The sequence below is a fragment of the Paraburkholderia humisilvae genome (assembly GCF_902859855.1).
GTDB lineage: Bacteria > Pseudomonadota > Gammaproteobacteria > Burkholderiales > Burkholderiaceae > Paraburkholderia > Paraburkholderia humisilvae.
Genome location: NZ_CADIKH010000020.1, coordinates 1 through 13497, shown reverse-complemented (window position 1 = coordinate 13497; position 13497 = coordinate 1). Strand labels below are relative to the sequence as shown.

Below are 13497 nucleotides of genomic sequence, written 5' to 3'. Positions count from 1 at the left end.
TTTCACGAAATCGACGGATACAGGGTAAAGGCCAATGGCAAAAATCATTGTGGTGACTTCGGGCAAAGGTGGCGTAGGCAAGACGACCACGAGCGCGAGCTTTTCGTCGGGCCTCGCATTGCGCGGCCACAAGACCGCCGTGATCGACTTCGACGTCGGCCTGCGCAATCTCGACCTCATCATGGGCTGCGAGCGCCGCGTCGTGTACGACCTGATTAACGTGATCCATGGCGAAGCCAACCTGAACCAGGCGCTGATCAAGGACAAGAAGTGCGAGAACCTGTTCATCCTGCCGGCTTCGCAAACACGCGATAAAGACGCGTTGACGATGGAAGGCGTCGAGAAAGTCATCAACGACCTGATCGCGATGGACTTCGAGTTCATCGTATGCGATTCGCCGGCGGGCATCGAGTCGGGCGCGTTGCTCGCGATGCACTTCGCGGACGAAGCGCTGGTCGTGACCAATCCGGAGGTGTCGTCGGTGCGTGACTCGGACCGTATTCTCGGCATTCTGTCGTCGAAGACGAAGCGCGCGATCGAAAGCAAGGAGCCGATCAAGGAGCATCTGCTGATCACGCGCTACAACCCGAAGCGAGTCAGCGAGGGCGAAATGCTGTCGCTGTCGGACATCCAGGAAATTCTGCGCATCGAGCTGATCGGCGTGATTCCGGAGTCTGAAGCGGTGCTGCACGCGTCGAACCAGGGCTTGCCGGCCGTGCATCTTGACGGGACCGACGTCGCTGAAGCCTATAAGGACATCGTGTCGCGCTTCCTCGGCGAACAGAAGTCGCTTCGCTTTACCGATTACCAGAAGCCAGGCCTGCTGCAGCGCCTCTTCGGCACCAAGTAAGGGAGGCGCACGTATGTCGATTCTTTCGTTTTTGCTGGGCGAGAAGAAGAAATCCGCGTCGGTAGCGAAGGAACGCCTGCAGTTGATCATCGCGCACGAACGTGCTGGCGGTCGTGCGCCCGCGGATTATCTGCCGGCGTTGCAACGTGAGCTTGTCGCCGTGATTTCGAAGTACGTCAAAATTTCGGACGAAGATATCCGCGTCAATCTCGAGCGTCACGATGACCTTGAAGTGCTCGAGGTCAAGATCGAGATCCCGCAGGCCTGATCGGTCGGGTTGGGCCCGGTGGGCTCACCCCGCGTTGCGTCCGTTCCTCTTTTTTTCATACATTGCCTCCGGCTTGCGGCGCGAGCGCGCCGCAAGCCGGACTCGCAAGCCTCTTGCTGACACGGCGATTCATCGTTGCTCGCCAATTCGTCAGCAGTCGAAATAATCCGTTGCACTTCAGCGCATGCGGTAACACGCGCGCTGTCAGCCTCGACGTCACCTCATGCATTGAAGCGATAACGCCGCGATTCGGCGCTTACCGGGAGAGGTGAAAAGTGAAAACGTCCTATCGTTTGCTGCTTGTCCAGTTCGCGTTCGCCGCAGCGGGCGCGTCGGCTGCCGCACTGGCGTTGCCGCAAGCCGCGTCAGCGGCGGTCGTCGTGGTTGCGCCGGGCGCGCCGCCGCCCGTGCGCTATGAACCATTGCCGCCGCCGCGTGCCGGATATGTATGGGATCACGGCCATTGGCGTTGGCAGGGCGACCGCTATGTGTGGGTGTCGGGGCACTGGCAGGTTGCGCGAGCCGGCTATCACTGGATTCCTGGACATTGGGTCGCGCATGGCCCGAACTGGCGATGGATACCCGGACGCTGGGCCTGAGCGGGCGGCGGCGAAGCATGGCGCGCCGAACCGCTTGCCATACGGCGCGCCGCATGGCTCGTCTGACGGCTCGCGTGAAGGCACGTCATGCGCTGCCCCGTGCATCATCGCGCGAGCGGTCGTGCATCGCCAGCCGGCCGCGCTGCCTCGCCGCTCGCAAGCGTTACGCGCGATCCTGCCGGCTCGCTTGACGCGGCGCGGCGGGTCGAGCGATATCGCTCACTCAGGTTCGTTCGGGCGATATCGCGAGCACTGCCGCAACCGATGCAGTGCTCGATTCCCGCACTCAAGGAGCCCTTCGATGAAAACCCGACTCATCGCGGTCGCGCTATTGGCGATGACGCTCGCAGGTTGCGTCGTCGTACCGGCGCGACCTGTCTATTACCGGCCTGCGGCAGTCGTCGTGTATTGAGCCCCGCTGCCCGTCGCCGTTCACCGGCGTGGCGGGTCGGTATCCGCGTCTGCGTGCGTATCCGTGCCTTGATCGCTTGTCGTGGCGTTATCCGCCGATGCCTGGTCGTCGGTCGTGTCCGATACCGCGTGTTCGAGCGGCTCCGGCAGGTTCTGATGGTGTCCGGCCGCCGCCGCAGCAGCAGCAGACGGCAGCGGCGCCATATAGCGCCGCGCGAGCGACTCGTACAGCGGCGGCGTAAAGAACGCCGACACGCGGCTCGAGACGAGCGCAGTCGCCATCAGCGCGATGACCAGCGCGTGCCCGTTGATCATTTCCACGACGATCACGAACGCCGTGATCGGCGATTGCGTGACGGCGGCCATATAGCCGACCATCGCGAGTGCGATCAACATCTGCAACTGCATGCTGTTGAAGACCGTATGCAGCACGTTGCCGAACCCCGCGCCGATCGACAGCGACGGCGCGAAAATCCCGCCCGGAATGCCGGGCAAATACGAGCCGACCATCGACACCATCTTCAGCAGCGGATAGAACATCGACAACTGCTCGTGGCCGTCGAGCAGCCCGCGCGCTTCCGAGTACCCGCTGCCGAAGGTCGTACCGCCGGAGATCAGACCGACCACGGCGATCACGAGCCCGCATAGCGCGGCGAACGCGACCGGACGCTCGGCACTGAGCTTGCACAGCGGCGCAGGCAGCCAACGCGAGGTGTTCAGCAGCAGCCAGCCGAAGACACCGCCCGCAATACCGGTTACCACCGCGGTGAGCAGTACCGCGAGTGCGAGCGAATCGGGGAATTGCGTGCCGACATTGATCGTGCCGAAATAGGTGTAATTGCCGTTCAGCCCGAGTGCGATCACGCCGGCGATGATGATCGCCGTGATCAGCACGCCGCTCGCGCGCGCTTCGAAGCTGCGCGTGAGTTCTTCGATCGCAAACACGATACCGGCGAGCGGCGTATTGAATGCGGCCGACAGGCCCGCGGCGGCGCCGGCGAGTACGAGCTGGCGTTCGATCAGGGCGGTCGAGCGCGGGTAGAGCCGCCGCAGGTTGAACATCAGCGCGGCGCCCACCTGGACGGTCGGGCCTTCGCGGCCGATCGTGAAGCCGCCGAGAATGCCAATGAACGACACGAGAATCTTGCCGAACAGGATGCGGAACGTCAGGAGCCGCGCGCCCGTTTCACCGGGTCTCGTGTGCAGCGTGGCGATCACCTGCGGGATGCCGCTGCCCTCCGCGCCGCGAAAGAAACGCCGCGTGAGCCACGAGGCAGCGGCCGCGAGTGCCGGCGTGACCAGCAGCGGCAGCCACGGACGTTCCCGCTGCTGCTCGATGAACGTGTGGTAACCCCAGTCGATCAACCGCGCGTAGTACACCGCGGCGAGCCCGACGGCGATTGCGCCGAGCCAGAAGATCCCGAACTGGCGCCACAGCCGCTTCGTGTGCCGGACAACGTTCGAGGACAGCGGCGTGGGTGTCCTAAGCATGGCGTAAACGCGGATGCGTGAGCAGGCGTACGGTTGCGGAGCGTGAATTATAGCGGCGCACGATCTGTTTCGCGTGGGTGAAAGCTGGTTGAAATAGAATGGACTGGCGCACAGGGCGCGTCAAATGGCTCTGCCTGCCCGCTGCCTGCCCATTGCGCATGCGCTGCTCGTGATCGCGCATGCGCGTGCCGCGCTACCGATACCTGCCGTCGCGGGTCGGCTAGAATTCAAGGTTACCTTTACACAGCGAGCGATTTCGCGCTCAATATGGCCGCAATCACCGCAGGAAACAGGGCGGGTCTTTTATCAATGAAGCGAATTCTTGTCGTCAAGGTCACGTCACTGGGCGACGTCATTCAGGCGCAGTCGGTCGTGGCCGATCTGAAGCGCGCGTTTCCGGGCGTGGCGGTGGACTGGGCTTGCGACGAAGCGCACGCGGAAGTGGCGCGCTGGAACCAGAGCGTCGATCGCGTGCTATGCGCACCGCTGCGACGCTTCAAGAAGGCGCGGCGCTGGGCCGACTTCAAGGCGATCGCGGTATCGATCGCCGAATTGCGCGCGTACCGCTACGACGTGGTCCTGGACATTCACGGCGTCTACAAGAGCGCGATCATCGCGTTCCTCACGCGCTCGAAAGCACGCCTCGGCTATCACTCGAAAAATCTCGGTGAGCAGGGCGCGGCGTTTGCGTACACGGGCCGCTTCGTGCCGCGTCGCGACGTCAATGCCTGGCAGGGGATGCGCGATACCGTCGCCGATGCGCTCGGGTATAAAGCCGAAGGCCCCGCGGTCTATAACCTGCGTATTCCACCTGCCGCGCAGCCTGTCGTCGATTCAGGCGGCAAGCCGATTGCGGTGCTGTTTCACGCGACCTCGAAGGATGACAAGAAATGGCCGATCGCGCATTGGGTCGCGGTGGCCGCCGAACTCGTGCAGCGCGGCTTTGATGTGGTGCTGCCGTGGGGGTCGGACAGTGAGCGCAACGAAGCACAGCAGATCGTCGAGCAGGTGCCGCAGGCGCGGGTGCTGCCGCCATTGAGCGTAACCGGTGTCGCGCAGCTGATCGATGCGTCGTCGTTCGTGATCGGCGTCGATACCGGCTTCGTGCATCTCGCGCACGCGCTCGGCAAACGCACGGTGATGATCTTTATCGCGACGTCGCCTACGCACTTCGGCAATGAAGCGCCCTATCGTTCCACGTCGATCGGAGATGGCCACTCGGTGCCACCGGTCGAGCGCGCGATCGAGGCGATCGACTACGTGCACAGCAGCCCGCCTGCGGGCGGTGAGGGTGAGCAAAGCGGCCAGGGCAACGCGTCTGGCAAGCAGCCAGGCGATTCACCGTCTGGCCACCCGGGCGAACCAGGCCAACCGGGCGGCGGGCCGGTGCGCCCGGTTGCCGCCACCTGAGCTCCGGCCGTCAGCCGATCAGCCGCCGTCGTAGTAGGTCAGCTCTTGTGTGCCGATTGGCGCACGCCAATCACACGAATCGCTAAGCACGAGTCGCTAACCGGCAATCGCACGTGATACGTTTCGCGCGACGTTGCTTCGCGCGCACGCCAGAAATAAAAAGAGGCAAGAAAAAGAGGCGTAACGCGCAGTCGCCTGATTCGTCGCGCGACTGAATCGCTACGCCCCATGAACGCTCGCGTTGTCACGCGGGCGGAGAGGAAACACTGCAATGAACAAACAATCAGGCACTGCATGGATACAGACTGCGCCGCGCGCACCAAGTTCAATCTGACATGAGCATCCTTCGCGGCGCGCGCAAGACGCGTCAATGCGCATTACAGGCTTGTTAAATCTGTCGCTTTTGTTTGACGCGCACACCATGGTCGCGCGGCGCTGCGATCCGAGTCGATAGCGGCAGAGGCATGCTGCTGGGTCAGTTGCAAGCGTCGTTTTGCATGGGCTTCGCAATGAGGTTCCTGAAGAGCGCCGGCCGTGTAACAGATGCCCCCAAGCTGCTTACAAATTGCAACGGTCCTGCTTCAGGTGTTCGTGTTCAATCGGAAGCATTCGAGGTCCGCTCGAATAACGATACTGACTCGACAGGAGAAAGACGTGAAACGCGAAGTGAAGCGCTTGATTGCCACGCTGATTGCTGGTGCGCTGCTGGCTACCGCACTAGGAGGTTGCATCTTCGTGCCGTACGACGACGGATACCATCATCACCACGACTACGACTACCGGTGATGCAGTGCATCGCGCGCGGCTGGCGTAACGACCGACAGGGAGGCGGCGTAATGCCGGCTGCGGCGGCGATGCGTGGTTCCGGGCGCGAAGACGCGCCCGGTTTTTTCTTCAAGCTCGCATCAGCCTGCGAGGCCGTTTGCAAAACATCGGGTGAAGCCTCTGTAAAGCCGCGTTTTACATGAGCCGCGTATCGCGCGTCTCGCGCATGCAGAGTACGCCAAACAGGCTGACGAGCGCGGCCACCGATACATAGCCGCCCACCCATGCGAGACCGCCGTGCGCCGCAAGCAGCTGTGCGATATACGGCGCGACCGACGCTCCGAGTATCCCGCCGAGGTTGTACGACACACCGGCGCCGGTGTAGCGGACGTTGGTCGGGAACAGTTCCGGCAGCAACGCGCCCATCGGCGCGAACGTGACACCCATCAGGAACAGCTCGATGATCAGGAACAGCTGCACGAGCGGCATCGAACCACTGCCGAGCAGCGGTTCCATCGCGAAGCCGGATGCGAACGCGGCGAGAATGCCGACGATCAACACCGGCTTGCGGCCGAACCGGTCGCTCGCCCATGCGGACAACGGCGTCGCGAGCGCCATGAAGACGACGGCGACGCACAGCATGCCGAGGAAGCCCTGACGTGTGAAATGCAACGAGGACACGCCATACGACAGCGAGAACACAGTCGAGATATAGAACAGCGTGTAGCACACGACCATCGCGAGCGCGCCGAGCAGCGTCGGCCACCAGAAGCGCGCGAGCAACGTCGCAACCGGCACGCGTACCCGTTCGCGCCGCTCGATCGCCGCGCGAAAGGCCGGCGTCTCCGCGATCTTTAACCGCACGTAGAGGCCGAGCGCGACCAGCACCGCGCTGACGATGAACGGCACACGCCAGCCCCAGCTACGGAACTGTTCGTCGCTAAGCGATAACGCAAGCCCGAAGAACAGGCCGTTCGATGCGAGAAAGCCGACCGACGGCCCCAGTTGCGGAAACATGCCGAACCAGCCGCGTTTGCCGGCCGGCGCGTTTTCGGTGGCGAGCAACGCGGCGCCGCCCCATTCACCGCCGAGGCCGATACCTTGCCCGAAGCGCAGCACGCACAGCAGGATCGGTGCGAGGCTGCCGATCGAATCGTAGCCGGGCACGAAGCCGATCAGCGTGGTCGACACGCCCATCACCAGCAGCGACGCGACGAGCGTCGACTTGCGGCCGATGCGGTCGCCGAAGTGGCCGAACAGGAACGAGCCGATTGGCCGCGCTACGAACGCGATGCCGAAAGTGACGAATGCCGATAGTGCCTGCGCGGTTGCCGAGCCGTGCGGAAAAAAGACTGGCCCGATCACCAGTGCCGCAGCGGTTGCGTACACGTAGAAATCGTAGAACTCGATTGCCGTGCCGATGAAGCTCGCGAAAATGATGCGCGCCGTGCGTTGCTGTTGCCCGAGTTGCGGGCCTGCGGTTGAAACCGGCGGTGAGGACATGCTTAACACTCTCCAATATTGATGGTGCGACCGCGTGCGCGCCCGCTCGGTTTGCGGTTCACGATACGCGCGGTGCCGGCCTTGGCTTCGATGCACCTTTTGTTAGTGTGGCGATACCGGATGGGGCTGATGAGGTGGCCGAAGAAGCCTCCAACCCGGACGGCGACAGGTTGTGCGCAGGCAGCGCTCGTGCGACGCCGACGCGTGAGTCACGCAGCTTGCAACGCGGGTGCCATTGCCGCACGGCAACCGTGTCGGACTACTGCCGGTTCGGGCAGCATGCCAGTCGATGCAAGTCGGGCGGGCGAACGCGCGGATAACGCGCTACGCGGCGACCGGGCTGTTCGGCGCGGGCGGATGACCGTGCGGCGAAAGCGGTGCCGGAAAGCTCCGGCGGGGCGTGGCGAAATTATATCGACAGCGAAGCGTCGGCACATTAAACACCGGGTTTCGGTTGGCTTTCCTTCGCTTGCTTTACTCGTGTCACTCGAAGTTTTGCGCTTGCGGGGCAGCGAAGGTGCGCAACTGGAATTTGCCGTTGTCGTTGAAGAGCCAGTCCTCGAACAATTCGAGGTGGCCTGCCCGGTCAAGCAATTTTGCCGGTGGTAGTGGCAGTGGTGCGGAGCGACGCAGCGTCGCGAGCGCGGTGCTTTCCGCCTCGTCGTCGCCATTCGTGCGATAGACCGACGACGAAACGATTTGCCCGCGACTGTCGACGACGAACGACACCACCACCAGCGAGCGCAGCATCGCCTGAGGATGGCCCTGGAGCACGTACGACGGATTGCGTTCGAGAATGCGTCGTGCAACGGCGACGCGGTATTGGTCGAGGGTGCCGCTGTTGATCGCTTCGAGCGGCACGCTCGCAGTGGGTCTTTGCGGCGGCGTAATGGTGCAGGCGCAGATTGCGAGCCCTAGCAGCAACGCCGCGCCCCGCGCGACGGGCAGCGCGCATGCGGTGACGAAGCGGGTGCCGGGCAGGGTTGCGCGGCGGTGATGGATGCGATCGGACATCTTCGGCACCTGACGGGCGGCGGACAGCCGGTATCAGGATCGTAGTCGACACGCACGGCGATTCAATTGATGTTCATACGGATATGAGGGGCAGCGAACGATGGTCCGCGTCGCGCCGGATCGCGCTAGTGACGACTGCCGCCCCCGCCTCCGCCGTGCCAGCCGGTGCCCCCGCCGCCACCATGCCAATAGCCGCCATGATGGTAGTAACCGCCGTGTCCGTAGTAGCAGCAATGTCCGCCGCCCCAGAATCCGATGCTGACGGCGCCGTATCCGGGGTACGGATAGTAAGGGTAGTAATACGGATACGGGCCATACGCGTAGCCATAGTAGGGATCGTACGCGCCGTATGGACCATACGGATAGCCATAGTACGGAGGGGCGGCGACGCAGCCCGTCAGAAGCGCGGCAGCGCCGGCAATGAGAAGAAGTTTGAGCATTGCAGCCTCCTTCCTTTTGACTGGGAAAGGCGATGCAAGGAAGGGTTCTGCTTCAATTGTATAGGGGGTTGGCTGACGTTGCCGGGGCGGCTGCAAACGGCTGGCTGGCGTGATTTGGCAACGTGTGGGCGTCGTCCGCCCGATCGGCTCAGGTGTCGTTGAGCGCGTTCAGCACCGACTGCGTGTGCTCGCCGAGCATCGGCGCCTGCAGTGCCGGTGTGCCCGGTTCGCGAGAGAAGCGGATCGGCGTGTTCAGATGACGGTGCCCGTCGGCGTCGGTCAGCAGCATGCCGCGTGCTTCGGCGTGCGGGTGCTGGAGCGCTTCCCGATAGTCGAGCACCGGCATCGCGGGAATGCCGTGCGCGTCGAGCCAGCCCAGCCAGTCGACCCGCGCGCGTTCGCGAAAGCGCTGCGTCAGAAATTCGCGCAGCGGATTTTGCGCACCGCCCGGTTTGCCGAGTGCGATATCGATCAGATCCGGCCGCTGCAACGCGTCGAGCAACGGGCGAGCGAAGCGCGCTTCGCCTGCGCCGAGACAGAGCCACGCGCGGTCGGCTGTTTCGTACGGTTCGAGCATCGCGTAGCCGAGCGTCATTTCGCCGGTCTGCGCATTGCCGGATAGCGCGGCGAATGCCGCATTCGGCCGTGCGCTTAATGCGACATCGTGCATTGATATGTCGAGATGATCGCCAAGCCCAGTCGCACGCGCGGTCATCAGCGCCATCAGGATGCCGGCGAGCGCGCTGTGCGCGGTGCACCATGACGCGACGGATACGGTCGGAATGACCGGCCGGCCGTCGCGGTCGCGCGGCAGGATGCCGGTCAACGCCTGGACGGCGGGGTCGTGCGCCGCGGTGTCGCGTAACGGCCCATGCTGGCCGAAAGCGCTGATCGAGCAGTAGACGAGGCGTGGGTTCAGACGCTGTGCGCTCGGCGCGTCGATGCCAAGACGCGCGGTTACGCCGGGGCTGAACGATTCGACCAGCACATCCGCCGTGGCGATCAGCCGGCGTGCGGCATCGCGGTCGCATGCCTGCTTCAGATCCAGCACGACGCTCTGCTTGCCGCGATTGAGCACCGCGAACGAGTCGCCCGCGATCTGTCCGTCACGGCTGCGCCGCCCGGCGCGTACGGGGTCGCCCTCGGGGGCTTCGATCTTGATGACCTCGGCCCCATGGTCCGCCATGATCGACGAGACCAGCGGGCCGGCCATGAAGCGGGAGAAGTCCAGAACGCGGATGCCGGAAAGTTTCAACGAAGCGACCTTGTAGCGAAAAGAAGAGGGGCCGGCCGCTTGTGCTGACGGCCGACGCGACAGGGGTTCACCGACCCGTGAAGCTGGGTGGGCGTTTTTCGAGGAACGAGCGCACGCCTTCGGTCGAATCGGCGGTGCCGACAAGCGACGATTGGGCGAGTCGTTCGATCATGCGGCCGGTTTCCGTATCGACGTTCTGGCAGGTGTTGGTGACGTGCTTGCCGATCCCGATCGCCTGTGGCGCGCCGCGCATCAGCATCCGGGCGAACTCAACCACCTTTGCTTCGAGTTCGTCATGTTCGACCACGCGACGTACGAAACCCATCTCGCGGATTTCGGCGGCGTCGACGGTGCGGCCGGTCATCACCAGATCCTTGACGTTCTCGATGCCGATCATCTGGATCATGCGCGAGCAGGCGCCCGACGCCGGAATCACGCCGATGAAAATCTCCGGCAGCAGGAAGGTCGCTTGCGTCGACGCAAAACGGAAGTCGCACGACGCAGCCAGTTCGACACCGCCGCCCGCGCAGACACCGTTGATGGCCGCGATGACCGGTTTCTCGATCGCCTCGAGATCGTTGAGCATGTCGTGGTTGGCGCGCACATACGCGCGGTATTGCGGCAGCGGCATGCCGCGCTCGCCCTGCAGTTCCTTCACGTCGCGCCCGGCGCTAAAGCCGCGGCCCGCGCCGGTGATCACGATCACGCGAACGCTGTCGTCGTAGTTGAGCCGCCACATCGCCGCGCGGATCTCGCCGATCATCGCCGAGTTGAATGCGTTCAGCTTGTCGGGGCGATTGAGGGTCAACTTCGCGACGCCTTCCTCGGGCATGGTGATCTCGATCGTTTCGAAGGCGTCTGTTTCAATCAGGTAGCCGCGCGGACCGGCGGCGCGGTTCAGTTGCCACTGCATGTTGTCTCCTGTGAGAAATGGGGAAGCGGGGTGCAAGCGGCGTCAGGCCGGCTTGCGCGCAGCAAGTGTGTCGCGCAGTTCGCGCTTGAGGATCTTGCCGACGCTGTTCATCGGGAACGACGTGACGAAATGGACCGCCTTGGGTGCCTTGTAGCCGGCCAGTTGCTGGCGCGAAAAGCGGATCAGTTCGGCTTCGGTGACTTGCTGTCCTTCGCGCAGCACGACGACCGCGGTCACCTGTTCGCCCCACTCGTCGCTGGGCAGGCCGATCACGGCGGCCGATTTGACTGCGGGATGCTCGACGAGCACGGCTTCGACTTCGGCCGATGACACGTTCATGCCGCCTGTGACGACCATGTCTTTCGCGCGGTCGACGGCAAACAGATAGCCGTGTTCGTCGAGGTAGCCGACATCGCCGGTATGGACCCATTCGCCGCGCAGTGTTTTCGCGGTGTCTTCGGGGCGATTCAGATAGCCGGAGAAATTGCTCGGCGAACGCACGGTGATCTCGCCGGGCTCGTTGACCGGCAGCGGTGTGCCGTCCTGCAGACTGCGGATGCGGATTTCCGCGTAACGCGCGGGGCGGCCAACCGACGCGAGTCGGGGTTCGGCGCCTGCGTTGGAGCGCGCCGCACGGTGATCTTCGGGCATCAGGTAGGAGACGAGACCGCCCATTTCGCCGCCGCCGAAGCCCTGGTAAAAGTCGCAGGAGAACCGTTCGAGCACGCGCCGGATGATGCGGGGCGGCATTTTCGAGCCGGTGTAGCCGATCAGTTGCAGCGAATCGATCCGATAGCGGTTCTGGCCAAGCTCGTCGGCGAGGCGGCTCAGCATGGTCGGCACGCCGCACGCGTGGGCGACGTTGTGCTGTGCGATCTTGCGCAGCGCCGCTTGCGGATTGAACTCGGGCAGCATCACGTTGCCTACGCCGTGGCGTGCGGCCGCGAGCGACATCCAGATACCGGCGCCGGAAAAAAGCGGCAGCATCTGCAGGAACGGGCCGTTTGCCGGTACCGAAATCTGTGTCAGAAAATTGTCGATGCTGGAAAGAATCTGACGATGGGTGCCAAGGCAGCCCTTGGGCGCTGCCGTGGTGCCGCTCGTGTAGCGGATCATCCGGATGTCGTCGGGAGAGATCACTACGTCGGGTTTATGCGGTGCGCCGTTTTCGATCAGGTCGTAGTACGCGAGCCAGCCGGGTAATAGCGGGTAGTCGTTACGCACGATGATTCGCACGCCAGGACGCGCGATCACGTCGTGCAAGCGCTCGACGAACTCCGCGTCCACGATGAGCAGCGCGGGTTGCGAATCGTCGAGCAGCACGCCGATCTCGGCGGGGGTGAGGCCGTAGTTGACTGGAATCGACACACATCCCGCTTTCGATAGCGCGAAGATCGTTTCGATCGCGGCGCCGCCGTTACGGATGATCGTGGCGACTCGCGTGCCTTTGCCTGGCGCAAGCCTCGTTAATGCATTGGCGAGGCGGTTCGTGTCGGTGTTCAGTTGCCGCCAGTTGATGCTGCGTTCGTCCTCGATGAGCGCGACTGATTCCGGAATTAATTCTGCATTCCGAATGACCAGATCGCCCACTCGCAGTTGCGTCATGAGTCTATCTCCTCATTGTGTCTCTGCTGATCATGAAGAGCTTTATGTTATATCCGGCCGTATATAACGAGAATCAAATTGTTTGTGTGGGTTTATCGTGATCGATGAACAATGGGGGGTAGCGTGGTGCTGCCGATTGGGATCGGGTGCGGTGGCACGCGAAAGTTCAGGTGGAGTGCCACGCGTTGCGTGGCTGGGACGTGCGGCGGGTGAGAGCGCGGCGTTCTTCCGAGGGCAAGTCAGGTGAAGCTCGCATAGTCGACGAAGCTAGGCTTGCCCGGCGACAGTCTCTAATCGCAGATTACTAGCGCGGAGCAAGATGTGCCTCTTTCGGTACATGTGTAACGGCGAGGCACGCGGTATGGGTCTTGGTTCCTTGCATACGATCGGGCTGACAGAAGTCCGAGTGCCCTTGTGCTCGATAGTGCGGTGAGAGTGGCAGCAACTATGATCGCGAACGAAGCATGCATGACGCGCTCGTCTTGTGCGTACTGGCCTGAATTTATCTTGTCTACCCGTCCAGTTCCGTTGGTCTTGTCAAATTGAGCGGCGTTGCCGATGTGAGCCAGTTGCGTATTTGCAATTAATTTCGCGAATTGGCCGCCTTAGGCCACAGCTTCATCGATGTTCGTCTGTTTATGCGTTGGGCGTGGGCGAGTGTAGGCATCGGTGAAGGGTTGGGGCTGTCACGCTGATATTACTGCGATAACGGTTAAGGAACGTTTCGGTAACGGTGGAGTGACGGTAAGCGGCCATTCCGACTAGTCCCGAATTGGGATAGGTGTCCGTGTTTGGGACTAGCAACGCAATGCAACAATCAAAACGATACGACCATCAGCAGGTACACCCACGCAGCACCGACTGGATTTGCCCCCGTACTTCCGGACACCATCTCACACTAAGGTTGATGAATCGGTCCTACGTCGGAACTCGCGCGGCGAGCGGTATTTCAACGCGCTATGCGGGTGCCTGT

Annotated in this window: 12 protein-coding genes; 5 read left to right on the top strand and 7 right to left on the bottom strand. The window is 63.0% G+C overall.

Features of this window, described 5'->3' with window-relative positions; all coding sequences use genetic code 11:
* Positions 1–34 precede the first annotated feature (34 nt).
* From minD to HV796_RS21280, 3 genes are all read left to right on the top strand, one after another.
* Entirely contained in the window at positions 35–850 is an 816-nt protein-coding gene (minD, locus tag HV796_RS21290; protein WP_175228490.1) for a septum site-determining protein MinD, read from the top strand.
* Between the two features lie 13 nt (positions 851–863).
* A complete protein-coding gene (gene minE, locus HV796_RS21285; RefSeq protein WP_175228489.1) occupies positions 864–1118 on the top strand; it encodes a cell division topological specificity factor MinE in 255 nt (84 codons plus the stop codon).
* 275 nt (positions 1119–1393) lie between these two features.
* Complete coding sequence (locus tag HV796_RS21280; RefSeq protein ID WP_175228488.1) at positions 1394–1717, top strand: YXWGXW repeat-containing protein; 324 nt, start codon at positions 1394–1396, stop codon at positions 1715–1717.
* 432 nt (positions 1718–2149) lie between these two features.
* Here HV796_RS21280 and HV796_RS21275 read toward each other — a convergent pair whose 3' ends face one another.
* Positions 2150–3619 (bottom strand): chloride channel protein, encoded by a 1470-nt coding sequence (locus tag HV796_RS21275; protein WP_175228487.1) that lies wholly within the window; start codon positions 3617–3619, stop codon positions 2150–2152.
* A 309-nt stretch (positions 3620–3928) separates the two neighbouring features.
* On the opposite strand from HV796_RS21275, the gene waaC reads away from it, so the two are divergent.
* Both waaC and HV796_RS45425 read left to right on the top strand, forming a co-directional pair.
* Complete coding sequence (gene waaC / locus HV796_RS21270) at positions 3929–5029, top strand: lipopolysaccharide heptosyltransferase I (protein ID WP_175228486.1); 1101 nt, start codon at positions 3929–3931, stop codon at positions 5027–5029.
* Positions 5030–5683: 654 nt separating this feature from the next.
* A complete protein-coding gene (locus tag HV796_RS45425) occupies positions 5684–5815 on the top strand; it encodes a hypothetical protein (RefSeq protein WP_281369812.1) in 132 nt (43 codons plus the stop codon).
* 174 nt (positions 5816–5989) lie between these two features.
* On the opposite strand, the gene HV796_RS21265 is transcribed toward HV796_RS45425, so the two are convergent.
* The 6 genes from HV796_RS21265 to HV796_RS21240 all read right to left on the bottom strand — a co-directional run bounded on the left by HV796_RS21265 (position 5990) and on the right by HV796_RS21240 (position 12524).
* Positions 5990–7297: an MFS transporter gene (locus HV796_RS21265; protein ID WP_175228485.1), complete on the bottom strand. Its 1308-nt coding sequence runs from the start codon at positions 7295–7297 to the stop codon at positions 5990–5992.
* A gap of 483 nt (positions 7298–7780) precedes the next feature.
* On the bottom strand, positions 7781–8311 hold the full coding sequence (locus tag HV796_RS21260; protein ID WP_175228484.1) for a TonB family protein: 531 nt from the start codon (positions 8309–8311) through the stop codon (positions 7781–7783).
* A 125-nt stretch (positions 8312–8436) separates the two neighbouring features.
* Entirely contained in the window at positions 8437–8751 is a 315-nt protein-coding gene (locus HV796_RS21255) for a hypothetical protein (RefSeq protein WP_175228483.1), read from the bottom strand.
* 148 nt (positions 8752–8899) lie between these two features.
* Entirely contained in the window at positions 8900–10006 is a 1107-nt protein-coding gene (locus tag HV796_RS21250) for a CaiB/BaiF CoA transferase family protein (RefSeq protein WP_175228482.1), read from the bottom strand.
* A 67-nt stretch (positions 10007–10073) separates the two neighbouring features.
* The gene (locus HV796_RS21245) at positions 10074–10919 is read right to left on the bottom strand and encodes an enoyl-CoA hydratase/isomerase family protein (RefSeq protein ID WP_175228481.1); all 846 of its coding nucleotides are present in this window, start codon (positions 10917–10919) and stop codon (positions 10074–10076) included.
* A gap of 42 nt (positions 10920–10961) precedes the next feature.
* Complete coding sequence (locus HV796_RS21240) at positions 10962–12524, bottom strand: class I adenylate-forming enzyme family protein (protein ID WP_175228480.1); 1563 nt, start codon at positions 12522–12524, stop codon at positions 10962–10964.
* Positions 12525–13497 lie beyond the last annotated feature (973 nt).